This window comes from Microvirga sesbaniae, from assembly GCF_025460805.1.
GTDB lineage: Bacteria > Pseudomonadota > Alphaproteobacteria > Rhizobiales > Beijerinckiaceae > Microvirga > Microvirga sesbaniae.
Window position 1 is genome coordinate 1 of the sequence record NZ_JAMXFJ010000043.1, and the last position, 24,031, is coordinate 24,031.

Consider the following 24,031-nt stretch of genomic DNA (forward strand, 5'->3'; position numbering starts at 1 on the left):
AGAGAACCCCAAGCATCCCGATCACCCTTGCGGGCCAACCAGGCCTTGAAGTCCGAAGCAGAAGAGGCCCGAAGAACCCCGCCGCCGATGAAGTTGTTCTAACCGAACCCCTTCCCTAGGTCAACACGTTTCAGAATTTCTTTGCAGATTTTCTGAGAGAACTTGTTAACTATGCTAAGTACAGGTAAAGCAATCACGTTCACAGAAATGATACCATTTCTGAGTTGGTTTTCGTCGAAGAGTCTGAGGACTTTCGACCGGTGTGCGGATTGTCGCCAGAGGAGCAGGTGAACACTTCGAATGCACGTCGAAACTTCATCGCTCATGGACTAGGCCAGACACGTGGGGCTTCGCCCTCAAGACCCGCACTCGGGCCGGTCAGGCCTCGAACTGCGCGTGTCTGAAGGCGCAACATCGCTCCCGCGCAAGGGCTCAGGAACTGATGGTCACCGTGTCTGGAAAAGGCGCCCATCTGCTCTCGCAGCGGCGCGGGGAGGGGACACATACGCGATCTGCCGGCGAATGCAAGGGAGATTCATCACGCATCCACACAGCCTCATGCATCCAGATCCTGTCGAGGCAATCGATCAAAGACATCGGAGAAATCAGAGAAGGCTTTGAGGCCTACCTAACCGGCAGCGCCTACAAACGAGACATAGTTACCGCTCTTGAGAATACACGGGGTAGACCGACCGGCGGTTCACCCAGAATGTCATCGGGCAGCCTTCCGGTGGTTTCGCCCAAGCCAGCGCGCCGCAAACACGACATCCGATGCCAGGAGCACCAGCTCGACGCCTTGGGCGTCTGTCAATACCGTTTGAATCGTCCCCAGAAGCGCCGAAGTAACTTTCCCCACTTGTGCCGGTCACGTCCCCAGGGGTATCGGGCCATTTTTCGGAGGTCGGCCTCGACGACGCAGGACCGGCGCCGGATCAGGCGGCGTGATCAGGGCTTTGGAGCGCACATGCTCGGGCATCAGTTCGGCATGCTGCCGCAGCCGGTAACTGGAGCCCTCGATCTGGATCACCACCGCATGATGCAGAAGCCGATCCAGCAGGGCGGTGGCCACAACAGGATCGCCGAACACCTCACCCCATTCGGCGAAGCCGCGGTTCGAGGTCAGGATCATCGCTCCGCGCTCGTAGCGGGCATTGACCAGCTGGAAGAACAGGTTGCCGCCGCCGGACACCACCGGCAGATAGCCGATCTCGTCCACAATCAGCAGGGCGGGCCGGCAGAAGAACCGGATCCGCTCCGCGAGACGCCCCTCGCGCTCGGCCCGCGCCAGCAGGCCGACCAGATCCGCCAGTGTGCAGAAGTACACGCTCCGGCCGGCCTTGACCGCCTCCACGCCCAGCGCCGTGGCCAGGTGGCTCTTGCCGGTGCCGGGCGGGCCGAGGAAGTGCACCACCTCGCAGCGGCCGATAAAGCCCAACTGTGCCAGGGTGAGGATCCGGTCCCGGTCGAGCGAAGGCTGGAAGGTAAAGTCAAAGCCCGACAGGGTCTTGATCGTTGCCAGCCGCGCCATGCGCAGACCGGTCTTGATGCGGCTGTTCTCGCGCAGGGTCAGCTCCTCGGACAGCAGCGTATCGATCGCCTCCAGCGCGCTGATCTCGCCCTGCTCGAGCCGGCGCACAATCGCGTCGAGCGCCTCCAGGGCGCGCGGCATCTTCAGGCCGACCAGATCCTGGCGGATCCGCTCCAGAGTAGTGGGGGTGAGCTCGAGAGCGGCACTCATGCGCGGGTCTCCCGGGCCAGGTGGCGGGCGACCGCGTCATAGAATTCCAGTGAACGCTGCGCGACCACATCACCAGTGCGGCTGACCGGGGCCGCGTCAGATCCACGCCTGGGCCCCGTGGGCACGCTCTTGCGATGCCCGGGAGCCACCCGGCGCTGATGCCGGCCCTCGAGCATCGGATGGGCGGCAATCAGCTGGCCATCTTCAAAGATCCGGATCTCGTCGGCCAGGGTGTGCACCTCGACCACGCGCCGGCGGGTGGCGTCGGGCACGCTGTAGAAGTTGCCGCCTACACTGATCATGCCCTCGCGTGAGATCCGCCGCTCCAGGCGAAGCACCGAGCGGAACGCAGCCAGCGGCAAAGGCCGCAGGAAGGACTGCTCCTCGGCAAAGGCTTTCATGACGACGCGGCGGGTGGTGGCATGCACACGCGGGTTGGCCACCGTGGCCAGCCAATGCTGCAGTTGCCGGTTCAGGTCCTCGAGATTGCTGAAGGAGCGGGCCAGGAAGAAGTCTTCGCGGATGTAACGGAACGGCCGTTCGACCTTGCCCTTGGTTTGGGCCCGGTACGGCCGGCAGGCTTTGGGATGGAAGCCGAAGTGGCGGGCCAGATCGATGAGGGCGCGGTTGTAGACGATGCCGCCGGTCGTGGCCTCGCCGGTGACCACGGTCTTCATGCGGTCATAGAGGATCTCGTGCGGCACGCCGCCCAGCGCCTCGAAGGCGGCCACATGGCAGCGCAGGAGAGTGGCCAGATCCTGATGCAGCACGAAGCGGGCCCAGATCAGGCGGCTGTAGCCGAGCACCAGCGAGAACAGCCACACGATGCGCGGTGCCGAGGGCTCATCGGTGAAGACGACTTGGAACTGGGCGAAGTCGACCTGGGCTTGCTCGCCGGGTGCGGTCTCGAAGCGGACCTCGAAGGAGGATGGCGTTGCAGGACGGATCTCGCGCAGGAAGTCGGTCACGGCGGTGTAGCCGCCGGTGTAGCCGTGCTCCCTGATCTCACGGAACAGGCGCGAGCCGGTCAGGCCCGGGAAGGCGCTCACGCGCTCCCGCAAGTACCCGGTGAAGGGATCGAGGACGGTCTGACGCGGCTTGCGCGGACCATAGGCCGGCGCCTCCAAGCCGCGTTGGATGTACTTGCGCACGGTCTTGCGATCGAGGCCGCTCTGGCGGGCGATGGCCGAGACCGACAGGCCCTGCCGGTGCCATTCCAGGATCATGACTACCTCCCCAAGCTGGATCACCGCCTGTCCTCCTGACCATCAGGAGCAGCATCGGCGAAGAAAGCCTGCCGGTCTTCCCAGCGGTGGCCGGAACGATCGGCAGCTGCGCTCACCTGGGGAAAATTCAATCGGCAGGTCTGGGGAGTGTCACTCCGGTATCAACAGGCGTCGGCGCGTTGCAGCCCAACATGGAGGATCTGCCGTTGGGGACGGCACCGTTCGCGACGAGCGGCGTTGACACTGTCTTTCCCGGCAGGAACGCTAAGGCATGGCACGCAAGCGAATCCAAGAGACCGCCGACATCGTCCAGGACGCGATCCGCAGGGTGGCCCCATCGCGGCATGACGTCGACGCCGAGGGCCTCCGGCGCTACCTCGGCCTGCCCGAGCACAACGGATTCGTGGACGACGGCCGGGTGGCCGCCGCTCTCACCGAGATGCATGGCCTTAAAGAATGGGCTGCAAAGGGGGCCAGGGAGCTCGCCAGGGCGGTCCCGTCCCTGCGCTGGTCCGTGGGCGAGGACGGCGCCGTCGCGTGGTCCGTGCGGGTTGGCCTGCCGCTCCTGGACGACGGGCGCATGGAGCTGCGTCTCATGCTGCCGCCCACGCCGCAGATGCTGGAAATCTTGCACGGAATGGCGGTCCGCAACGACCCGCACCACCGCTTCGATGAGTTCAAGGCCGAGATCGATGGCCTCGAGCGGGAGACGGGGACGTCCATGCACCGGATGGTCAACCGGCTGCGTGAGGACGTGCGCGCGGACCTCGCCGAGGTCGGCTCGGGCGCCGCCAGCTACGCCGCGCACATGGACCATGCCCTGCGCTCGCGCCAGTACGCGTTCTCCCCGGAGCTGGTCCGGGCCTTGCCCGGCAAGTTCAAGGAGTTTCGAGCCCACGCGAGGAAGCTGGCCCGCCAGGACGCCGGCATCCGGAACCTGCGCGAGCGGGTCGGCTTCGGCACCTACATCGACAAGTTCCGCGCCGCGCGCGGCATGGCCCGTCATATCGTCTTCCATATGGGGCCCACCAACTCCGGCAAGACCCACGCCGCCCTGGAGAGGCTCGCGGCGGCCAACAAGGGCACCTACCTGGCTCCCCTGCGGCTCCTGGCTCTGGAGAACTACGAGGTCCTGCGCGACCGCGGCCTCAACGCCGGCATGGTCACAGGCGAGGAGGTCTTCGGCGACAAGGGCGCCACCCACGTCTCGCGCACCATCGAGACCGCGGATCTGCAGCACACGGTCGACGTGGCGGTAATTGACGAGATCCAGATGATTTCCGACCCGGACCGCGGCTGGGCCTGGACCAACGCGCTCTTCGGCATCCCGGCCAAGACCCTAATCCTGGCCGGCTCCGACGATGCACTCCCCTACGTACGCCGGGCCGCCGAGGCTGCCAGCGAGAGCCTGGAGGTGGTCGCCTTCGAGCGCAAGACGCCGCTCGTCCTGCTCGACGAGCCGGTTCCCCTGGAGGAGGTGAAGGCCGGCGACGCCGTCGTGGCCTTCTCACGCCAGGCGGTGCACGAGCAGCGCGAAGTTCTCGTCGGCCTGGGGCACACTGTGGCCACCATCTATGGGGCGCTTTCCCCCGAAGTACGTCGCGCGGAGGCCGAGCGCTTCCGCACTGGCGAAGCCGATGTGCTCGTCACCACCGACGCCATTGGCATGGGCCTCAACCTGGGGCCCCTGCAGCGGGTTGTGTTCTCCTCCCTGAGAAAGTTCGACGGGCGCGAGGATCGTCCGCTCACCAACCCTGAGATACGCCAGATCGCCGGGCGCGCTGGCCGCTTCGGCCACCACGAGGTCGGCTACGTGGCCGCCACCACGGAGGAGGGCATTGATCCGATCCGCCAAGCCCTCGCCGGCGCTCCGGCGGCACCGGCCGCGGATTCGCGCTTCTACGCCCGCCCTGACCTCGTGGCGATCAGGGCTGCGGCCTCCGAGCTGCGCACCGAGAGCCTGCATGAGGTGCTCACGCACTTCGCCCAGGCCGCCTTCTACGAGGGCTCGCCATTCCAGCCCTCGGACATGGACGCCATGCTGCAGGCCGCGGAGATGGTCGACCGAACCAGGCTGAACCTGACGGAGAGGGTCGCCCTGTCGATGGCGCCGATCGACCAGCGCGACGAGCTCTCGTTCCAAGTGCTCAAGGGATGGACGCAGATGCTGGCCTCGGGCTCCGGCGTTCCGGCGCTGCGTGGCAACCCGTTAGCCGAGCTCGACTACCAGGAGCGCACGGTGCGGCTCGCGGGAGCTTACCTGTGGCTGTCGCGGCGCTTCCCGGACGCCTTCGACGACGCGGACCGGATGCGGCACGTGCGGGCGCAGGCCAACGAGGCCATCCAACGCCATTTGCAGGAGACCGCCACGAAACGGGTGGCCAAGCGCGTGACCGCTGGGCATAGGGGCTAGATCGAAAGTCCATGGCTTGCTCTGTCGGATCAGAACAGGATCTGATCCGGTCGTCTAATCGCGGGGCAGTTTGCAAGCTTTTTCTCAACAGGTCACCCGCTCGGGCCCATGATTTGAGCCAGTAGTGTGACGAAGGTTCTGCAAATCGCCTGAGCAGGGCGGTCGTGGCAGGATGGTGATGTCCAAGTCACCCTCCGAGAGGAGCCCCACCATGACCAGCACCAAGGATAAACCTGCCGCTGCCGCCATCAAGGACCTTCTGAGCCACAACCCGGACGGGCTGCGCGAGATCGTGCGCGCCGTCATGCAGGAGGTGCTCGAAGCCGAGATGAGCGATGCGCTCCAGGCCGAGAAGGGCGAGCGCACCTCTGCCCGCCTCGGCTACCGCTCGGGCTACTACAGCCGGACGCTGGTTACCCGCGTGGGTAAACTGGAGCTGCGCGTGCCGCAGAACCGAGACGGCCGCTTCTCGACCGAGCTGTTCGAGCGCTATCAGCGCTCCGAGCAGGCGCTGGTGGCCACGCTGGCTGAGATGTACGTGCAGGGCGTCTCCACCCGCAAGGTCAAGGCGATCACTGAGGAGCTGTGCGGCCACAGCTTCTCGGCCTCGGCCATCTCCTCGATCAACAAGCGCCTGGACGACAGCCTAGCCCAGTTCGCCGCCCGCCGGCTCGAGGAGCCGTTCCCCTACCTGATCCTGGATGCCCGTTACGAGAAGGTGCGCGAGGGCGGCATCGTCGCCTCGCAGGCGGTGCTGATTGCGGTAGGCATCGACTGGAATGGGCGGCGCCAGATCCTGGGCGTCGAGATGGCCAACCGGGAAAGCCATTCTGTCTGGAAGACCTTTCTGCTGAGCTTGCGCGAGCGCGGCCTCTCCGGCGTGGAGCTGGTGGTGGCCGACGACCATGCCGGGCTGAGAGCTGCCATCCGCGAGGTGCTGAGTGAGGCCGCCTACCAGAGGTGCTACGTTCACTTCCTCCGGAACGCTCTCGATCACCTGCCGCGCAAGGCCGATGACGACTGCCTACAGGAGCTGCGCTGGCTCTACGACCGGCGCTCGGTCGAGGAGGCCCAGCGCGATCTGGCGGCCTGGATCGGCAAGTGGGAGGGCCGCTACCCGCGCCTGGTGGCCTGGGCCGAGGAGACGATCGAGGAGACCTTCACGTTCTACCGGCTGCCGCGCCAGCACCATAAGCACCTCAAGAGCACCAATATGCTCGAGCGCCTGAACGAGGAGATCCGGCGGCGCACCTACGTGGTGCGGATCTTTCCCAATGCGGCCTCATGCTGCCGGCTAGTGCGGGCACTGGCCGTGGAGACGCATGAGAACTGGCTCGAAGCTCACCGCTACCTCAACATGGAGGACCTGAAGGAGCACAAGAAGGATCAACTCCGCGAAGCCGCTTAGCCAGCCTGTATGGCCGCCCCGCTTTGCAGAACTTGACGCACACAATCCGAAGCAACTCCGCCAGAAAACGCATCAAACTCTGGAACCTGTTGGGTGCTATTGGATTAGCAACACATGCGGACCCGTCATATCCCCGCATTCCCCTTGTGCGACGGGTCTAAGACTTACGAGATGTACATTCCTCGATCCCGGCGCTTGCAAAAGCAGCCGGGTTCTTTTTGCCCTAATAGGGCATTGTGTCACCTGGGCCGAATGGTCTGGTTGGCTGGACCTTTGGAGTCAGCCCTTCCCACCCTGAATGAGTGTGAGCTTCCGCACTATTTTCGAGGAGGTAGCGGGAGCCCTGTATTCCAGACGGCGGGCCAGCAAAGTCACAGCAGGTCTAGTCCGCCACAGAGAACACCCGAACCTCATCGGACAGCCCCTTCAAGGAGCGAGCACCTTCATCGACAAAACGGAGCCCCGAGCCTGCGACAAGGTCACGGACAGTGCTCGACACGAGAACCTGTCCTCCTTGAGCTTGGGCTGCTATCCGGGCTGCGATATGAACTGCAATTCCGGCAATATCCGTTCCCTTGAGTTCGATCTCACCCGTGTGCAGACCGCAGCGGACTTGCAAGCCAAGGGAGTGTGTCGCCTGGAGGATAGCCGCCGCGCACCGAACTGCTCGTGCAGGACCGTCGAAGGTGGCGAGAACTCCGTCGCCAAGTGACTTCACCTCCCGCCCTCGCAATCGGGTAATTTCCTGGCGCACAACGTCATCGTGCCGCTCCAATAACGCGCGCCAGCGGCGGTCACCGAGGTCCGATGCCTGCTTGGTGGAGTCCACAATGTCTGTGAGCAACACTGTAGCTAAGACGCGATCCGGCTCCGCATCGGGCCGAGAACCGGTCACAAACTCTTGGATTTCGTCGGCGATGTCATCGGCATTCTCCCCAATGTAGGGGAGGTGGTCCGCTCCAGCGAATTCAGCCAGTCGAGCATGCGGGATGTGCTGGGCCAAGAAGCGGCCATCGTCGATTCCCACTGCGATGTCGCCCGTCCGATGGATCACCAGTGTCGGAACGCGGATCGCGCTCAATACATCGGAAATGTCGATCTCCTGGTTCATCCGCATGAGGGCTTTGGCGGCGGCAGGCGTAGCGCCGACCCGCTCGTGGCGAGCCCAAATCTTCTTGAATCCGGCATCGTCAGCCATCGACGGAGCGTACTTCCAAACGCTCTCTCCCGTGCCCCATTTCTCCTCAACGTAGCGATAGAACGCGGCCAGCTTCTCTTCGGTCGGATACCAGCCAGAGAATTTCGCAAACGCGCCATAAAGGATGAGGGAGCTACAGCGGTCCGGATGGCTCGCCGCAAAAATGGCCGCAAGCGAACCCCCTTCCGAGATACCAAGCAGAACCGCGCGCTCGGATTGAGCCGCGTCCATCACGGCTCTGGCGTCATCCATTCGCTCGTCCAAGCTCGGTACGGTCCCCACCCGGTCCGAGAGCCCTGTCCCTCGCTTATCGAACGCGATCACACGGGCAAAGCGACCGAGCCGCTCCAGCCAGCGCGCCGCGCTAGGGTTTTCCCAGGATTCCTCCACGTTGGAGATGAACCCAGGCACGAGCACGAGATCGACGGAGCCCGCGCCGAAAACCTGATAGGCAATGTGAAGATCGCCACTTTTCGCATAGCGGGTGTCGGGCTGCATTGCACGATCCTGCGAACATGGGCGCGGCTTAACCGATGCTGAAAGAGCGATGTAGGCCGCAACCACTCGGAGACAGTATAGCCACGATCCTGTGGGCTATAAAGCCAATCTGGCCGCTCTAACCGGACGCGCTTGGGCAGTGTAGGTGCAGTGGACTGGACCTCGGCGCTTAATCCTTCCCACCCTGAATGACTGTGAGTTTCCGCATGATAGGCGGTACGTCAGGGGGAGGGCGGCTGGTCGCCTCCAGGTCGGTGAACCGGTCCTGACAATTCGGGTCATACTGGTTGGGTGGTCGCTCCCACGGCAGCGACTTTCTTGGGCAGTCGAGCGAGAACCTATCGAGAGGTTCGCATAGCTGGATGTCTGCCCCGAACTTCTCGGCCAGCCGAGTCAGCCTGTACTGCCCCCTTCGGTGAGGGCAGAGGGGACAATCGACCCGGACGATCACCCATGGGAAATCAGAGAGCCGCTCGACCATCATGGCCCAAACAAGATTGGGGGTTAGAACGTAAAGAGAACGAGTGCGTGGGGCTTCAGTTCGACCTGAAGGAGAATAAGGCTGTGCCATGTCGGGGGGATTGGCTGAAGCGGACCTCCGCTACCATAGGCCCAAGGCCTTTTTGGGCATTTACCCAGAGTTCTGATCGGACCCGGTACCAAGCTGGTACCAACCGGCTCGCGCCGAACGGCCGAAACTTCCCCTGTCGGAACACTGCCTCAAAGGATTGAGCACTCAATTCGTGCTCGGATGATTCTCAATTCTCCCGGCGAGCTTGGCTGGCCGCCAAGGATCACTTCCGAAATCCACGGTCCGCCTTCGCGTCCAAGCTGCTGCACCGGTTCCCGTTCCTGGCGTCGGTTATCGACACTCATTCCTTCCGAATGAGGCTGCGACCGACCCTCGGTGCCTCCTGATCCTGCGAGGCGGAGCTTCAAGTCCGCCCCATCGGGTGGATTGTGCCCTCTGTCCTTGGGGTCCGGCATCTCTGCCTCGGGGGCTGAACGTGCTAAATATAGCCGATGCAGACCTCCGTCGCGCCTGAGGACATCCGATCCTTCACCCCGCCGCATCCGGATCCTGCTCCGGAGAACCTCTCGCCGCGCCAGCTCGCCTCGCTGATGCGGACCAACAACATTCGCGTTTGGTCGCAGCGGGCTTATGAGGAGGAGGTGATCGTCCGTCGCTTTTTCGGCCGCTCCTCGGTTCTGTTCAATGCCCCCGAAGCCATCCGCCATGTTCTGGTCGATAACCCGGAGGCCTATGGCCGAACCCGCGCCACCCTCCGGATCCTCAAGCCGCTGCTCGGAGAAGGGCTGTTCACCAGTGAGGGACCGGCCTGGCGCCATCAGCGGCGGACCCTGGCCCCTGCCTTTACGCCGCGGTCAGTCGAGCTTCTCATTCCGCATATCCGGTCAGCCACGACTGAGATGATCGGCAGTCTCGCTGCCACAAAGAAGGAGCGGGTGGATCTCTTTCCCGTGATCCAGCGCCTCGCCCTCGAGATCGCTGGGCGCACCATGTTCTCCCTCGAGATGGGCCAGCACGGCTCCGCGCTCCGGGAGCAGATCATGCGCTATGGCCAAAGGCTCGGCCGACCGCACCTGCTCGATTTTGTTGTGCCCATCGGCATTCCGACACCCCATGACTGGGCGCGGGCCTGGTTCCGGCGAAGCTGGATCCGGTTGATCGACCAGATTATGGCTGAGCGGCTCAAGGCCAAGTCCCATGCCAGTGGTCCGCGCGATCTGCTCGACCTGCTCATGGCGGCTCGCGACCCCGAGAGCGGGGAGGGGTTTTCGCCCAAGCAACTGCGGGATCAGATCGCCACCATGATCCTGGCCGGACACGAGACCACCGCGGTGGCGCTGTGCTGGTCGGTGTACCTGCTAGCGCACCTGCCGGAGGTGCAGGAGCGGATCGCCCAAGAGGCCACAACAGCTGTGTCGGACAGTGGGGCGGAGCCTCCGCTCAGCAAGCTGACCTACACGCGGGCGGTGCTGGACGAGGTCATGCGCCTCTACCCGCCGGCCTATGTGATCGTCCGGGCAGCCCGCCAGTCAGACGAAGTCGCGGGTGTCGAGATGAGGCCGGGCGATCTCGCGATCATCTCGCCTTGGGTGCTGCACCGGCACCGGAAGCGGTGGCACGAGCCGGACGCGTTTGTCCCGGAACGTTTTCTGCCCGGTACCGCGGCCATCGATCGCTTCGCCTACCTGCCCTTTGGTGTCGGGCCTCGCGTGTGCATTGGTGCTCACTTTGCTCTCACGGAAGCCACCCTGGTGCTGGCCGAACTCATGCGCTCGTTCCGGATCGAACGGGTGACAAGTCGGCCGGTCTTGCCCGTCGCCGTTGTGACCACCCAGCCGGATCACGCGCCGCTATTCCAACTCCGACGCCGATAAGTCTCTGCCGTCGGCAAGACTTCGTTTCCAGCACTGGAGAGCTCTCTAAGTCAAAGGATAGGTACAGCCGAGAGGAGCAAGTCATGGCACGAACCACCAAGTCGGTCAGTCGAGCGCGCACAGCGGATCGTGGGGTTTCCAAGAAAGGCACTGGCAAGCAAGCAGCCACTCGGGGACGGAGCACCGAAAGAGGCGCTGTGAAACGGGGAGCCGCCAAGAGAGGTGCGACTAAGCCGCGGGGATCTCGCGCCGCTCTCGTGGTCAAAGGCTGGACGGTCAACTTTGTCTCTGGGGAGTCTCTCCAACTCGAAGCGGATTCCGTTAGCGTCGACAGCAGCGGAACGGTAACGTTCTCTCTGTTAGGGACTGACGTGCTCTACGTCTCCGCGACCAATTACAATTTCATCATGGAGACGAGTGAGCCTCTCGAGAGCAGTGAAGAGGGTGACCAGTAAGCTAAGGCCGAGATGGTCTACCTTCATGTGAGACGGAGCATGCCCTTAGTCCGGATTCTCTCGCGATAGAATTCTTGCGTCAGCAGGATCCCCCTGCGGCTGGTTGCAAAGAGGCCCCGCCGAGGCGGGGCCAGAGGGACTCAACGAGAGGCCGTCGTACTCGTTTGGATCGGAGTTGGAATAACCGGCAGGATGATCCGGGAGGGATGATCCGCATCATGCAGGATCGTCTGGTCTGCAACCTTGAGGGTTGTCTCCTGGCCGAACTCAGTGCCTGTGTTCGGATTCCGGTCATAGTGCGGGAAGTTCGAGCTGGAGATCTCCAGCCCAATGCGGTGACCCGGCTGGAATAGGTTCGACGTGGGCCAGAGGTCGATCTTGTACTCGTAGACCTTGCCCGGCTCGATGGGGGTCCGCTTCTCGAGCGTCTCCCGTGAGCTGGCACGGATGATGCCATTGCCAAGATTGTAGACCTTGCCGTCCGGATGAACATCGACGAGCTTGGCGGTGAAGTCCGTGTCCGGGGCCGAGGACTGTGCATACAGGAACACCTGGACCGGTCCGGTCACCTCCATACTCTGCTCAAGGGGTGGGGTCATGTACACCAGAACGTCGGCCCGATCTTCGATCTTGGCCTGATCGTAAGGCCCGACCGGTGCCACATCCGGGGTGCAGCACGAATGCCCGCCCGCGCTTGGGACAGGATTGGCGGGGTCGTAGCGGTACTTATCGGGCGCCTGGTTGGCCTCCTGCTTCTCGAGCGAGAGTGAGCCGTTGCCGTAGCGGGTGTTGGCCTGCCCCATGCTGTGCAGGTAGTACGGCGTGAACTTGGTTCCCGGGATCGGCCAGCTGTCGGCTTTACGCCACGTGTTGGCGCCCATCACGAACACCCGGACCGGCTTTTCGGTATCGACCCCATTAGCCTGTCCCTTGAGCCAGTAGTCGAACCAACGCAGATGCAGCCGGTCGATCGGGTTTGCTGCCTCAGGCCCAAAGTCGATTTCGCCGACCTTCTGAACCCAGGGCAGGTGGATCCAGGGGCCGATCACCAGATGCTGGCCCTTGCGAGCCGCCTCCGAGCCGCCCTTCTCGCGCATGCCGATGAAGTTCTCGGTGCCGCCCTTCATGAACACGTCGTACCAGCCGGCGAAGTTCAGGGCCGGCACCTGGATGTCCTGATACCGGGTGCGGATGCTCCACTGCTTCCAGTAATCGTCCCAGGTGTCATGCGTGACCCAGTCGGCATAATACGGTGCGATCCGCTGATCGTTCTGAGAGTTCGGCAGATAGTCGCTGATCGGCACGTGCTTATACAGGGCTGGCAGATCGGAAGCGGCCTTTTGGATGTCGTCGAGCAGTTGCTGATCCCCCTGCCTCCGGACCCCGGACATGGCGATTGAGGTCAGCGGCCATGACTGCTTGAACGCCAGCGAGAAGGCGCCACCCTCGTACGACCATCCGTCGTAGTAGTCTGATGAGGTGTGGGCTGGCGCGATCGCCACCAGATGGGGCGGCTTTTCCGCGGCCGCGAGCCACTGCGTCGCCCCGACATAGGAGAAGCCGTACATGCCGACCTTGCCGTTTGATCCAGGCAACTGGGCGGCCCACTCCACCGTGTCGTAGCCGTCCTTGCCCTCGTCGCGGAACGGATAGAACTCGCCCTGCGACTTGTACTGTCCTCGCACGTCCTGGATCACCACGATGTAGCAGTGGGAGGCGTACTCCTCAGGTTTGGCGTAAACGTAAGTCTGCGCCGCATCTTTGTTGTAGGGGAGGCGCATCAGCAGAACCGGATAGCTCCCGGGCTCCTGTGGCCGGTACACATCCGCCATCAGTACGGTGCCATCCCGCATCTTGGTAGCGAGATCCACCTCCTTCTTGACCGAACAGGGCCCCTTATCGAGGGCAGCCCATGCTGGGGACGCAAACGTGAGGACCGCAGCTGCGGCAAAGACCGAGGTGTAGGTTGCGGATCGATGGGTTTTGGCTCTGTCTGGCATCCATGTCGCGGGCCGTCGATCGACCGGGGACATGGGCGCTCGTATCCTGGATGGACTCTTCATTGAGCTTTTCCTCCCGTTTTGTAATCGGCTAGAAAATTAGTCCGGCTCGCCTCCCGTTGGCTACTCGGCAGGCAACGGGAGGCGAGAGGCGGAATGCTCGCTCTCAACGACAGCAGAAGCAATTGCATTTCGGGCGATGGAGCTATCTCGATCGGGCTCTTTGCCTGAGCAAAGTCGAGTCTTACTATGCGCCAACTCTAAGAATCGCTGTTCCTCAGACCTTGGATCGGCCGGCTGGTAGTCGAAATCTGACACTTATTACCTGAGCCAATGGCCCGCTCGTGGCCTATGCTTGGAGGCAAGGCAATGGCAGGAAGCATGGAGATCGATGGCAGGCGGCGGGAGCCGTGGGAGGACAGTGGTCTGGGGTGCTGCAGCGCTCATGCTGCTGCCCCTGCTCGCCACGTTGGTCACCGATGAAGTGAAGTGGGATGTAGCCGATCTCGCGATCTTCGGTGCCATACTGGCCGCGGCTTGCGGCATCTTCGAGCTGGCAGCCAGTATTAAAATCTGGCCGTACCGCATCTCGACTTAGGTCGTGAACCCAGTGGGTGGGCGAACCAGCTTGGCACAGTCGCTTTTCCCACGAGGACGAGCCACAACCCACCACAACTATAAGATGTAGTCAGGCGCGCCTGTCTCGCAGGATACCGCCTCTATACCGATCTTACGTTGAGTCGACACCCAGTCATAGGGCAGTCGCCAGCGATATTCCAAGTGCCAAGGTTGCTGCAGAGCGGCTTGCAACGGCCATCGTCGCAAGCCTGTTACACGAGAACCTGGCCGTTCATCAGCTCGCTGATTTTTACGCCGTCTTAACCAAGACAACGAAAACACCCGCAGCGTGGCGGCCGGCAGCCCGAGCTGGTCTGTTTCAGCCTCTTTGTCGCCCCAACCGTGGGTCCGAATGAGGGACGCTGAATTTCGGTCATCTTGCGTACGCGGGAGGCGCCCATGTTCCAAGAGTCTGCGCCACGTTTATTGAACGTACACCGCAGTCTAATCCTTGCGCTCAGTCTGTCCGCGGCCGCAGGATGGAGTTCATTCGCTGTCGTGAGGCACACGTCGGCTACTATTGAACGCCAGCTTCAGGATCAGGTCGCAAGCTTGCAGGCCACGCAAACCCAGCTTGTTGCCGAGCAGACCAAAACTCGAATCTCACTCTCCGAGATGGCCCAGCTTCGTGCCGATCTCGCCGCAGCACAACGCGAGATCAGTCGGCTGTCCCAGTCCCGCGAGCAGGCTCGGGTCGAGTATTCTCCCGTCAGGCCTGATGCCAAAGGTGCAAACCGCCAACCCAATGACGTCACCCGTGATGTGTCCCGGACAGATTCCATTGGGGAGAAAACCGGCGCGATCCAAAAGGACAAAGCAGCCTCAGCAAAGCTGCTCGAGAAGCAGGCTCGCAATCTGCAGGTTGCCGCCGTCGCTATGTCATCATCCGGTATCCAAAAGGCCGCTGTGAAGCCCCGCGGCAAAGAACCGACTGTCGTAAGTGAGCCAGATACAGCAGCCTTGCGCCAGCTCATGAGGTCGACGGAGACGCCAGGGCGGTAGATAACATCCCTACGGTAGGTGCCGGTTCTACGCCCAATGGCAGGGAGAAGGAGCGAAACTGATTGGCTGCTTAGGAGGTCGAGCACGACCCATCAATCAGCCTTGCACGAACAAAATCCTGCTGAATGAGGACTCGGTACGGCAGCATGAAGTTTGCGCCTCCAGCAAAAGGCATCGCGCATGAGCAAGACGAAGCCCGACACCAAACAGTGCCTGCAACCTGCTTTAGAAGAACTGCGGCAAATCCTTGCCAGAGAGCAGACGCTGGAGGACTTTCGGAAACGCTCTGGATATGATCCTTCCGCACCTTCCCGACGGGTCACGGCACGAGAGGTGAGGAAAGCAGCTGAGAAGCGGCGCTAACCTACTGACAGCTACAGTTTCCGCCGACCCGACGTTCGGGTATCTGCCCTAGATCGACCAAATGGAATAGACGGCATGACGCCGGAGCGCTTCGCACTGATGCATCAACTGCTGAACAACGCGAAATTCGATTGGACCTATGGCGACACGGAGTATCTGCGTGAGCCGGTCGATTTCATTCCGCGTTATCCCAAGAACAGCATCGTGGCGGATCTGCCGCGGATCAGAAGGATCGCTTTCACCTTGCATAAGGACCGTGTGGCAATGGTCGACCTCTCCGGATCCCCGCTGACACCCTCGTTCATGATCGCCTGGGTGGAAGCGGAAGGCTACGTGATCCAGGCTTCCGCCTTCGATGCCGATGGGGATGGCGTGGCGCAAGATATGATCGGCTGCCCATGCCCAAAGTTCCGGAATCGTTGATCAAATATGTGCCTGGGATCATTACGGCGCCCGAACTTCCTTAAGAGGAATGGACTGGGGAGCCATATCTGCTCAAAACCAATCTCATTCAGGTGGAAGGGAGGCACACAAGCTGATCAGGCGCCGGATCGCCGGAAGAGGCGAGGGGATGCCGTGGGCTGCTAAGGGGTCGGGGGACCATCGTGAACCCATGAACTGTCCCGGTGAGAGGAGCGGGTTGCCTTTCCTGGCCTGAACCCAAAACCTACCTTGGCGCTACCGCCCTATGATGAAAGGCTGTCCTATGAGTTCCATCCGTGTCTTTCTACTAGCCTCTGGCCTGGCCCGGCTGATCGAGAGGGAGAGGGCAGGCGACCTCGTCCGGCACGGCTATTTTCCCGAGCATCCCGTCCGCAGCACGCATGTGCAGGTGATAGGCGATATCGGCCACCTGGTCCTTGCCTCGCATTCCGCAAAGGGTTCGAGCGAGGACGCGACTGAGATTTCCCCGGCGCAGGCCGAGGCCCTGCTTGGCTTGACCGCAGGACAGATCGAGTATCTGAGCATTGCCGTCGATATCGGCAATCATGTTGCCACCATCCAGCGTTTCGTCACACCAGGACCGCTCGATCTGGTCAGCGTGGCGTTCAAGCACGACAAGGCCGCGGGGAAATTCCAGCCGCCGGCCTGGTTCGGTCCCGAGATCTCGGATGATCCGAGCTACCGGCTGCGCGCCATCGCCCTCGCCGGGCTGCCCTCCGTGCCCGCAGTGGAGGTGTCGAATGCGGCCCTCCATGGCCTGCTCGATGCCCTACATAACCACGATCAGGAGGCAGAGCCGTCTCCAACTCAGCAGGCCCAGGGACAGGCACGATCCGAGGCCTCCTTCGATGCCGAGGAAACTCAGGAGCTCGACGGGCTCACGATCGAGGACAGCGTAATCCGCGACCTTGCCCGATCGCTGCAACCGCGCGGGCGCTGATCCCGTCCAGGACACATGGCCTCTTGTCGGATTGCTTGAAGATCAGGGTCATGGCAAGTACAGCCTGCCTGCCGAGGCCGGTCATGACGGCTGGGGTGGGGCCTGTAGCTCAATGGTTAGAGCCGGCCGCTCATAACGGTCTGGTTGGGGGTTCAAGTCCCTCCGGGCCCACCACATATCAATCCAGCCTAGCAAAGGCGCGCATCCTAGACGTCACTGCCATACAACAGAACCCTCCCGTCCGATGATGACCGATCCCTCTCCCTCACAGGATGCCGCTCTCGTCGACCATCACGGCTATTGCATCCATCTCAGCCCGAGCGGCCCGGACTGGATAGCCCTCGTTTCCAGGCCCGATCGGCAGCCCACTCTGATCTTGGCTCCGGAGCGGGTGACGGTCCTCGCCATGGCCTGTGAGTGGATCGATCGCCAACTGGCCTCGGACAGGAGCCCGCAATGACCTACAGCCCAATCCAGCTGGCGCCCGGCGCCTATGACCTTCTCCTCGGCGACATCATCGTGGCCAGTATGGTGAGGAGCGGCTTGCGCCAGCCTTATACCTGGACCGCCGAGTTACTGGGGGACCTGCCGCGGAGCAGGCGGCCTGCGCCGTTCCGGGAGATCGAGCACAGTTTCCCGTCCTTGGAGGAGCTGTGCACCTGGCTCGGCCAATCCGCCGTGAAGACCAACAACCGAGGCACTGCGTCTCAGGGTGAATGAGAGAGAAGCACTCCGGCCGAGGTGCTGTCTGATACCTCGACCGGAGCGCTGGTGTGCCAAGGGAATGACGCACAGCATGAATGTACGTCATCCTGAGCCAGCGGCAATGCTGCTCTCAAAAGCCAGCGGATCACGCGCATCAAGACCCGCCCTGTGACCTTCCGGCTACAGACATCAGCGCCAAAATCGGACATATCGCGTCGCCGAGCGACACAATTGGATCGCCCCTTCCACTATTTTCCAGAACCTGCCGCATTCATCGAGGTCTTCATCATGCCGCCGACAGAGATTGCAGCGCCTGTCTTTGCTCCGACACATGCCCCGACATTCACACAAGCCGCCGTGCGGTTTGTCGTTTCCTTTGCCGCCCTGATCGGCCTGAGCCTGCTGCTGGCCGCGCTCTAAGGCCATATTGTTCGATACCTGTGCTCGTTGCGATACAGCCAAAGCGCTGGACCTCAGGCATATTGGTCGTGTCCTTGAAGGAACGGCTGGGGGGCCGAATCTCCCTGGAAGAGAAGCGCCTCTGCCACGCACGAAGCGCTTCTCTTTGCCAGGACAGGACGTGATCGCACGATCATCATGGATGGATGGGAGTAAGGATGAGCTCTCGCGATAAGAGCTGATCGATACGCTGATGATCTCGACCTAACATATGAGTGGAAGCGCGGGGTCCTCAGCAGAGGCTCACGCGGCGCTACGCTGACGGCGCCGATGCTCGCAAAGCTCAAGGACGAGTGCCGCATCAGGCAGCAGCCCGATATGCAGTCACCTGCGGTCCTCCCAAACCCACCTGAAATCCGCTTGAAACTCGAGCCCCGATCATGTTGCGGCCTGTCGCCGACAGACAGCTGGGGTGAGCTTGAAGTGATGGTCAACCGACACAAGGCGCCCGAGATGAGCGCGGTAGAATGGGGCGCTGGCCGGCCAGGTCGAGCTAAAAGGAAACGCCCCAGCCGAGAGAGGTTCGCTTTAACTCTCCGCCGGAGCGGCGTAACTCCCGTAAGGGCAACTACTTGAGCCGCGTCTCATAGGCTAAGGGGTCCCTGTCCATCTGCAACCGAGCAAGAGGGGTGGGTCTTTGGTCCTGACCCACGCCCTGTCTGCTTTCAGGAGTAGGACCGAAAGCGAAACGCTCCGGCGAAGGTCGCTCGATCCATCGGACAGGGTGATTGCGTGCCAAGGACATGACATCACACTTTGGATGTTATCAAAAAGACAATCTCATCCCACCGCCATCACTGAAAGCAGCGGATAGAACGGCGACTTTGCTCACCGTCCTGTCCTGAGCTGCCCTCATGCCGGTCAGGCCGATTGCGACTGGGTTCCCGCCATCGCCTTCATCGCCTCGAAGCTCCTTGTGAGCGCGCGCCAGAGGCTGCCGATCTCCTCCGAACCAGCCGATCCGGAGTGGGCCTCGTTAACACCAGCCCCATGGGCTAGAGAGAGCGACAACTCAGGGCGATTGGTGATCTGACCGGCCCATGTCGGCACGTCGAGCGCCTGCATCGCCCCTCGAGCATCCACAACCATTGGATCCTCCGAACCATTCTTGGCCGGCGCGGCGTTGATGACCACTGCATAGGGCTTCTTGAGTTCACGGCACATTTGGATCGTGGCCTGGACTGCATCGACATCGAACAGCCCTGGGCGCATGGGGATCACGACGAGATCCGCATGCCAGATCGCCTCGGCCACAGGGGCTTCCGCGTTCGGCGGCGTGTCGATCAGGACCCATTCGGCCCCGGCACGGCGCGCCTTCGTCAAGGTGGTCGCAAGATGCTTTGCGCCAATATGGAGCCCAAGATCCCGTGAGCCCCGGACCCGGTGCCAAAGGGCCAAGGACCCCTGCGGATCCGCGTCAATCAGGAGCGTCGGCCGGGCATTCTCGGCCATATAGCTCCCCAGATGCGCCGCAAGGGTGCTCTTCCCCGAACCGCCCTTGCGGGACGCAAACACCACGACATTCATGCCAATTCCCTCAGTCTTGATCAGGCAAAGAATCGTGGCTGAGTATGGTTAACAGAGCCTTATCGCTGGGCGGACAGCAAAACGCCCTCACCGACGGGTCTCGTCAGACCCCGACTAGGGGCGGTTGAAGCCCGGCCCACGAAATCGGATGAGAACTAAATTGGTGGTCTATTTGTCTGTTTTCGATAGATATCTAGTTAGAATACACGAAAGATACGTTATGAGGGCAAGTGTGCCGACAACTGGAAACCAACTCAAAGCCGCTCGTGTGTTTAGTGAGATGGATCAATCCGACTTAGCCGAGAGAGCAGGGGTGAACGTCAACACGATCCGCAACATGGAGGCTTCTGGCACAGGACTGATAGCCGGGAGAGCCCAGAACGTAAACGTGGTTCAAGCGGTTCTCGAAGCTGCGGGGATTGAGTTCCTCAACCATGGGCAACCTAATGTCCGCGTCCGGAAGCAGGCAGAGGCGTAAGCATGAACTACACGCTTTTCGACTTGCGCCTAGCAGCTTTGACGTGCTGCTCGATAGAGCAGTTATCGCCAGTCTCGTCCGGAGTGGCAAAACGGACAAAGCCACATGGACAGTGAAACTCCTTGCAGACGCTCCTCCAGAGGAAAGACCCGCTCCCTTCACAGAGACGGAGCACACCTTCGGCAGCCTAGACGAGGCTCAAAGATGGCTTTGGCGGACTGTAAATCAGTAATGCAGGTGGGAAGGGCTAGGCATGGCGGACGTCATTCAGTTCCCGCAGCGGGCTGTAATACAGACCTTACACTTCGACGAAAAGCATGCCTTTAGCGAAATCGGAGGTCTGATGCTCTCCCTCGTGCAGGAGCAGGGCAATGAGAACGCACCCATCAGTCTTGTACTGCTTGGAGGTGTTGGTGGGTTCTTCCTGTTGGAGTCTTTCGAGCCAACCCCGGAGGGATTCGAGTCAGCCAAAATCGCCGGTGACATCACACTGCGCGCTTTGGCTGTCGGTCATGATAACTGGTCAGAGTAGTCCCGCATTCACGCTGGCAGCGCACAAGCATGGGTTGTCTGGGCCGATGACCTTTGGGGCCAAGATGACCTCCGGGGTCTAAGTATGGGTGCAAACGATCAGCAGATCCGCACGGCGTTGAGCCTCTATCCCGTCGCAATGCGCTCCACCTGACGCGCGGCGTTGTGACCGTCACTGCCGGCACCGATCAGCGTCGCGTAGGGACGCTCGCTAATCCGATCGAGCGCCGGATAGTAGGTACGGTCAAAGAGGTCCTTCATCATGCCGGCCAAAGCAGCCAGGTTTTCGGGGGTACCAAAGATGTAGCCATCTGCTTCGAGGAGGGGTCGGCGGCTTGAGTTGCCGGCGCCCGAAGCGGGCGGACGCGGACGATGGGCTCCACAGCTGCGCCAAGGGCAGCGGCCTCGACCATCTGCCGTGTGCCTCCGGTCATCGAATGATACACGATCAGCAACGTCTTGATCATACCAGGGTGCAACGTGCGACCCATCGGCTGAGATCCTGGACCTGACGACGGATAGCAGCAAGGGATCAACGGCCAAGCCGGGTCTCTAACGCTCCCTTTACCTCTCATGCCTAAATCTTCGGAGATGCTTCGCCGCACTCAACCCGCGGCATCCGGGTGCCTAGAGATCATGCGACCGACCTCGAAACCACCGTTTGATGCGCCAACTCCCCCGGCGCAGAACACCGAACCGCCGGCGCAACGTTCTTTCCTCGCACTTGATCAACAGCGGCACGCCGCCCCCTCTTGGCCTACGCCCTGGGCTGCCGCGGGCTTGCCGGTGCCGGGTTGGTGGGACGCCTTCGTTGTCGACAGAAATCTCGTTTTGACCCGGACACCCGATCATCCGGGCCGGAAATTGCAGCAAGAACCAAAACAGAAAGAACCCGATTTGAATCGCCGCAGCCCTATTTCCAAGCGCCACTCTTCAGAATCCGTGCAGCCCTCCGCTTTACCGACGGTTGAGCAGTTGCTGGCGCCTCCACAGTCCCGGCCGCAGCCGGATCCAGTTGTGCATCACCAGCTTGCTCAGATTCAGGCGGAATTCGGAAGCAACCCAGAAGACATCACCACATTGGACATCCCGTCTGAAGATGGGACCCCGACTTCTGCAGGCTCTGCCGAGCCGGTGCTTTCGACAGAGGTTTCGGACGCGAGCGGGGTTGAGGTAGGAACCAGCCATAATAAAGGCGTGACGCCCGACGGTTTTGTCGCCCATTTTCAGAATTCGTTTTGGACAGCACCAGTTGGCTTGTCCTTCTCCTGGCAAACCAGTTCATGGCAGGCTGGCGCTTCTGCCGTTCAGCCGAAAGTATCGGATCATCCTCCTACAGAAGCACCTGAAGATGGCCCCGGCTCGATCCATGAAACCGCAGCGAATGAGTTCTTTGATGAAGCAGAGTTCCTCGAGACGGAGGAGCCCTCCATCAAATGCGAAGCAGCTTCAGCTGCACCAATCGACATCAAGGTCGTTGATCTGGATCTCGGGTACTTAGCTCTCTATCCCGACGAGCTTAGCTCCGTCATCGAGACTTTAGCTGAACCGACCTCCACGGCTGTCAAAGCCGGAGGCGCAGTTGCGCCTGTTGGGGCTGCTGATGACGCTGAGGCTGAGGTGAACGATCATCCTGATCTGGCCATCGATGTCTCTGCACCTGAGCCTGTCTCAGACCGTCTGATGGTATCGTTGTCCTCCCTGGAAGTCTCAATCGATCAGGATGCATTCACGGCTTCAGGGATCCATTCCGATGGGATTGGCTCGGATCTAAGCCCTATGACTGAGGAGGACGAGGACTGTATAGAGGTCGAAACCGACCCGGAAAGGCTGGATGAAGGGGAACCCGAGATGGTAACTGAACCGATGGCTCCCCGTCCATCGGCAGAAATCATCATGCTGCCCAAGCCTATCACGCATCGGGAGGTTATCCCTGCCTACGAGTTGCCCGACATCGGCTATCTGACCGAGGCCCCGGAAAGGGAAGGGGAGATCCTGACCGAGGATATTCTCGAAGAGGCGGCTGGCCGGCTCGAAAGGGTCATCCGCGATTTTGGCGTCCGGGGTGACGTCATCCATGTCCATCCGGGACCCGTGGTGACCCTTTACGAGTTCGAGCCGGCCCCTGGCATTAAGTCGTCGCGTGTTATTGCCCTCTCGGAGGACATTGCCCGCTCGATGAGCGCGGTCTCCGCCCGTGTCGCGGTCATTCCGGGCCGCAATGCTATCGGAGTCGAGTTACCCAACCAGCAGCGCGAGACGGTTTACATGCGCGAAATCCTGGAGTCGGAGGAGTTCAGGAGTTCAACACAGAAAATGCCGCTGTGCCTTGGCAAGACGATCGGCGGCGAGCCCGTCATCGCTGATCTGGCCCGCATGCCGCACCTGCTGGTGGCCGGCACCACCGGGTCGGGCAAGTCGGTGGCGATCAACACCATGATCCTGTCCTTGCTGTATCGCTTCACGCCAGAGCAGTGCCGGCTGATCATGGTCGATCCCAAGATGCTTGAGCTCTCTGTCTATGACGGCATCCCGCATCTGCTCACGCCCGTGGTCACCGACCCGAAGAAGGCGATCATCGCCTTGCGGTGGGCAGTGAGAGAGATGGAGGATCGCTATAAGAAGATGGCGAAGCTCGGTGTGCGCAACATCGATGGCTTCAATGCCCGTGTCTCGGAAGCACGCGAGAAGGGGGAAGTCATCACGCGAACGGTCCAAACAGGCTTCGACAAGAACACGGGGGAACTGACCTATACGGACGAGGTGATGGATCTCGCTTCGCTGCCCTACATCGTGGTGATCGTCGACGAGATGGCCGACCTGATGATGGTGGCCGGCAAGGAGATCGAGGGCGCGATCCAGCGCCTGGCCCAGATGGCGCGCGCGGCCGGCATCCACGTGATCCTGGCCACCCAGCGCCCGTCGGTGGACGTGATCACCGGCACGATCAAGGCGAACTTCCCGACCCGGATCTCGTTCCAGGTCACCTCGAAGATCGACAGCCGCACGATCTTAGGGGAAATGGGCGCCGAGCAGCTCTTGGGACAAGGCGACATGCTCCACATGCAAGGAGGCGGACGCATTGCTCGCGTGCATGGCCCCTTTGTTTCCGACCTGGAAGTCGAACGAGTTGTTGCTCATCTCAAGCGGCAGGCCAAACCCGTTTACGTGGAAGCTGTCACCGCCGAGGACGAAGAGCAAGAGGAACCCGAGGAGACGCCGGTCTTCGACGACGGCGAGATGGGGCTAGGATCGGGCGAGTTGTTCGACCAGGCCGTCTCGATCGTGGTCAGACACAAGAAAGCCTCAACCTCGTACATCCAGCGCCGGCTGCAGATTGGCTACAACCGCGCAGCGTCAATCATGGAGCGGATGGAGAAGGAGGGTATCGTCGGGCCCGCTAATCATGCGGGCAAACGAGAGATCCTCATTGGAACGGGTGGAGCAGACGAGGACTGAGACTGGCAGCAGGCCGGACTGGCACACGCAAACGAGCATCGGCTCAGCCTCTAGCAGTCGGTGGAGCCTGCCAGCCCCATCTCATCTCCACACCGTGGCCCCGGGGAGCGCGTGGGGCGCCCCCCGGGCCCAAAGTTGTTGACCCGGGGACAAACCCAAAACA

General features: G+C 61.7%; 17 protein-coding genes and 1 tRNA gene. 12 read left to right on the forward strand and 6 right to left on the reverse strand.

Annotation, left to right across the window (positions count from 1 at the left end):
- Positions 1 to 865: 865 nt before the first annotated feature.
- The gene (gene istB, locus OCW50_RS28585; protein WP_262299913.1) at positions 866 to 1,738 is read right to left on the reverse strand and encodes an IS21-like element helper ATPase IstB; all 873 of its coding nucleotides are present in this window, start codon (positions 1,736 to 1,738) and stop codon (positions 866 to 868) included.
- A complete protein-coding gene (gene istA, locus OCW50_RS28590; RefSeq protein WP_262299914.1) occupies positions 1,735 to 2,988 on the reverse strand; it encodes an IS21 family transposase in 1,254 nt (417 codons plus the stop codon). The genes istB and istA overlap by 4 nt, the downstream gene beginning before the upstream one ends.
- A 247-nt stretch (positions 2,989 to 3,235) precedes the next feature.
- On the opposite strand from istA, the gene OCW50_RS28595 reads away from it, so the two are divergent.
- On the forward strand, positions 3,236 to 5,377 hold the full coding sequence (locus OCW50_RS28595) for a helicase-related protein (protein WP_262299915.1): 2,142 nt from the start codon (positions 3,236 to 3,238) through the stop codon (positions 5,375 to 5,377).
- A 211-nt stretch (positions 5,378 to 5,588) separates the two neighbouring features.
- A complete protein-coding gene (locus OCW50_RS28600) occupies positions 5,589 to 6,785 on the forward strand; it encodes an IS256 family transposase (protein ID WP_262299916.1) in 1,197 nt (398 codons plus the stop codon).
- Between the two features lie 382 nt (positions 6,786 to 7,167).
- On the opposite strand, the gene OCW50_RS28605 is transcribed toward OCW50_RS28600, so the two are convergent.
- Positions 7,168 to 8,481 (reverse strand): adenylate/guanylate cyclase domain-containing protein, encoded by a 1,314-nt coding sequence (locus tag OCW50_RS28605; protein ID WP_262299917.1) that lies wholly within the window; start codon positions 8,479 to 8,481, stop codon positions 7,168 to 7,170.
- Between the two features lie 1,023 nt (positions 8,482 to 9,504).
- Between OCW50_RS28605 and OCW50_RS28610 the strand changes: the two genes are divergently transcribed.
- Entirely contained in the window at positions 9,505 to 10,887 is a 1,383-nt protein-coding gene (locus OCW50_RS28610) for a cytochrome P450 (RefSeq protein ID WP_262299918.1), read from the forward strand.
- 595 nt (positions 10,888 to 11,482) lie between these two features.
- Here the strand turns inward: OCW50_RS28610 and OCW50_RS28615 are convergent.
- Positions 11,483 to 13,213, reverse strand: a complete 1,731-nt coding sequence (locus tag OCW50_RS28615; protein WP_262299919.1) for a CocE/NonD family hydrolase — start codon at positions 13,211 to 13,213, stop codon at positions 11,483 to 11,485.
- 574 nt (positions 13,214 to 13,787) lie between these two features.
- Between OCW50_RS28615 and OCW50_RS28620 the strand changes: the two genes are divergently transcribed.
- The 7 genes from OCW50_RS28620 to OCW50_RS28650 all read left to right on the forward strand — a co-directional run bounded on the left by OCW50_RS28620 (position 13,788) and on the right by OCW50_RS28650 (position 17,834).
- Entirely contained in the window at positions 13,788 to 13,940 is a 153-nt protein-coding gene (locus tag OCW50_RS28620) for a hypothetical protein (RefSeq protein ID WP_262299920.1), read from the forward strand.
- A 419-nt stretch (positions 13,941 to 14,359) separates the two neighbouring features.
- The gene (locus OCW50_RS28625) at positions 14,360 to 14,962 is read left to right on the forward strand and encodes a hypothetical protein (RefSeq protein ID WP_262299921.1); all 603 of its coding nucleotides are present in this window, start codon (positions 14,360 to 14,362) and stop codon (positions 14,960 to 14,962) included.
- A gap of 438 nt (positions 14,963 to 15,400) precedes the next feature.
- A complete protein-coding gene (locus OCW50_RS28630) occupies positions 15,401 to 15,748 on the forward strand; it encodes a hypothetical protein (RefSeq protein WP_262299922.1) in 348 nt (115 codons plus the stop codon).
- Between the two features lie 283 nt (positions 15,749 to 16,031).
- Positions 16,032 to 16,709 (forward strand): CYTH domain-containing protein, encoded by a 678-nt coding sequence (locus OCW50_RS28635; RefSeq protein ID WP_262299923.1) that lies wholly within the window; start codon positions 16,032 to 16,034, stop codon positions 16,707 to 16,709.
- A gap of 98 nt (positions 16,710 to 16,807) precedes the next feature.
- A tRNA-Ile gene (locus OCW50_RS28640) sits at positions 16,808 to 16,883 on the forward strand.
- Positions 16,884 to 17,165: 282 nt separating this feature from the next.
- Complete coding sequence (locus OCW50_RS28645; protein WP_262299924.1) at positions 17,166 to 17,429, forward strand: hypothetical protein; 264 nt, start codon at positions 17,166 to 17,168, stop codon at positions 17,427 to 17,429.
- 216 nt (positions 17,430 to 17,645) lie between these two features.
- Entirely contained in the window at positions 17,646 to 17,834 is a 189-nt protein-coding gene (locus tag OCW50_RS28650; RefSeq protein ID WP_262299925.1) for a hypothetical protein, read from the forward strand.
- 900 nt (positions 17,835 to 18,734) lie between these two features.
- Here the strand turns inward: OCW50_RS28650 and OCW50_RS28655 are convergent.
- Positions 18,735 to 19,400, reverse strand: a complete 666-nt coding sequence (locus tag OCW50_RS28655) for an AAA family ATPase (protein ID WP_262299926.1) — start codon at positions 19,398 to 19,400, stop codon at positions 18,735 to 18,737.
- A gap of 731 nt (positions 19,401 to 20,131) precedes the next feature.
- On the opposite strand from OCW50_RS28655, the gene OCW50_RS28660 reads away from it, so the two are divergent.
- The gene (locus OCW50_RS28660) at positions 20,132 to 20,410 is read left to right on the forward strand and encodes a hypothetical protein (protein ID WP_262299927.1); all 279 of its coding nucleotides are present in this window, start codon (positions 20,132 to 20,134) and stop codon (positions 20,408 to 20,410) included.
- A 125-nt stretch (positions 20,411 to 20,535) separates the two neighbouring features.
- Here OCW50_RS28660 and OCW50_RS33560 read toward each other — a convergent pair whose 3' ends face one another.
- A complete protein-coding gene (locus OCW50_RS33560) occupies positions 20,536 to 20,952 on the reverse strand; it encodes an NAD(P)H-dependent oxidoreductase (RefSeq protein WP_373371530.1) in 417 nt (138 codons plus the stop codon).
- Positions 20,953 to 21,045: 93 nt separating this feature from the next.
- Between OCW50_RS33560 and OCW50_RS28670 the strand changes: the two genes are divergently transcribed.
- Positions 21,046 to 23,868: a DNA translocase FtsK gene (locus OCW50_RS28670; RefSeq protein ID WP_262299929.1), complete on the forward strand. Its 2,823-nt coding sequence runs from the start codon at positions 21,046 to 21,048 to the stop codon at positions 23,866 to 23,868.
- Positions 23,869 to 24,031 lie beyond the last annotated feature (163 nt).

Excerpts from the sequence above, each read along its gene's own strand:
- istB (WP_262299913.1), bottom strand. The coding sequence starts at position 1,738 with ATGAGTGCCGCTCTCGAGCTCACCCCCACTACTCTGGAGCGGATCCGC.
- OCW50_RS28595 (WP_262299915.1), top strand. The coding sequence starts at position 3,236 with ATGGCACGCAAGCGAATCCAAGAGACCGCCGACATCGTCCAGGACGCG.
- OCW50_RS28600 (WP_262299916.1), top strand. The coding sequence starts at position 5,589 with ATGACCAGCACCAAGGATAAACCTGCCGCTGCCGCCATCAAGGACCTT.
- OCW50_RS28605 (WP_262299917.1), bottom strand. The coding sequence starts at position 8,481 with ATGCAGCCCGACACCCGCTATGCGAAAAGTGGCGATCTTCACATTGCC.
- OCW50_RS28610 (WP_262299918.1), top strand. The coding sequence starts at position 9,505 with ATGCAGACCTCCGTCGCGCCTGAGGACATCCGATCCTTCACCCCGCCG.
- OCW50_RS28620 (WP_262299920.1), top strand. The coding sequence starts at position 13,788 with ATGCTGCTGCCCCTGCTCGCCACGTTGGTCACCGATGAAGTGAAGTGG.
- OCW50_RS28625 (WP_262299921.1), top strand. The coding sequence starts at position 14,360 with ATGTTCCAAGAGTCTGCGCCACGTTTATTGAACGTACACCGCAGTCTA.
- OCW50_RS28630 (WP_262299922.1), top strand. The coding sequence starts at position 15,401 with ATGACGCCGGAGCGCTTCGCACTGATGCATCAACTGCTGAACAACGCG.
- OCW50_RS28635 (WP_262299923.1), top strand. The coding sequence starts at position 16,032 with ATGAGTTCCATCCGTGTCTTTCTACTAGCCTCTGGCCTGGCCCGGCTG.
- OCW50_RS28645 (WP_262299924.1), top strand. The coding sequence starts at position 17,166 with ATGACCTACAGCCCAATCCAGCTGGCGCCCGGCGCCTATGACCTTCTC.
- OCW50_RS28655 (WP_262299926.1), bottom strand. The coding sequence starts at position 19,400 with ATGAATGTCGTGGTGTTTGCGTCCCGCAAGGGCGGTTCGGGGAAGAGC.
- OCW50_RS28660 (WP_262299927.1), top strand. The coding sequence starts at position 20,132 with ATGGCGGACGTCATTCAGTTCCCGCAGCGGGCTGTAATACAGACCTTA.
- OCW50_RS28670 (WP_262299929.1), top strand. The coding sequence starts at position 21,046 with ATGCGACCGACCTCGAAACCACCGTTTGATGCGCCAACTCCCCCGGCG.